This window comes from Vibrio sp. 704 (genome assembly GCF_033339295.1).
The window spans coordinates 1-589 of sequence record NZ_JAWOUH010000727.1 but is presented as its reverse complement, the minus strand read 5'-3'; the positions used below and the strand labels follow the sequence as shown (position 1 = coordinate 589).

1 protein-coding gene is annotated in these 589 nt (G+C 47.0%); it reads right to left on the bottom strand.

The window, feature by feature from the left end; translation table 11 throughout:
- A partial coding sequence (locus R7R24_RS28770; RefSeq protein ID WP_318120466.1) for a PhoX family protein occupies positions 1-589 on the bottom strand: 589 nt, incomplete at both ends.

Sequence of the window (589 nt, the reverse complement as noted above, 5' to 3'; positions counted from 1 at the left end):
ATCTGGACTTGCAAATTGGTTAAGCTCATTCAAGCCAGAACGGTTTGTGTCTGCATCACCATTTGCAGGCGAACCAAAAACAAAGATATCCCAAATAAAGTCTGTCGCAGAAGTGCCTTCATCCCAACGAATAACGTGACCAAACTTGTTGTTTAAGCGCGGATTTGCTGGATTCGTTTCGTCTGTGCGGCGCGTGTTATTGGTTAGCGTGAGGTATACAGAGCCTGTGAACGGGTCAACCGAACACCATTCAGGACGATCCATTGGCGTTGCGCCAACAAGGTCAGCCGCGCCAGCCGTATTAATGATAATTTCCGCTAACGAGTTAAAATAATCAGCAAGCGTGCCACCAGATGTGGTGACACTATCAAGCGTTAGTGGCAACCAAGTACCTGTGCTGTCTTCATTGAAACGCGCAACGTAAAGTGTGCCTTCGTCCATGTACTTGTCGCCCGTCGCCAAGCGATTCGCAGGATTTGCATCAGCAGGATCCCAAGTCGCTGTAGATTCGAACTTATAAAGGTATTCAAAACGAGAATCATGACCTGAGTAAAATACTACGGGTTTGCCTTCTTCTAGCTTACCGAAA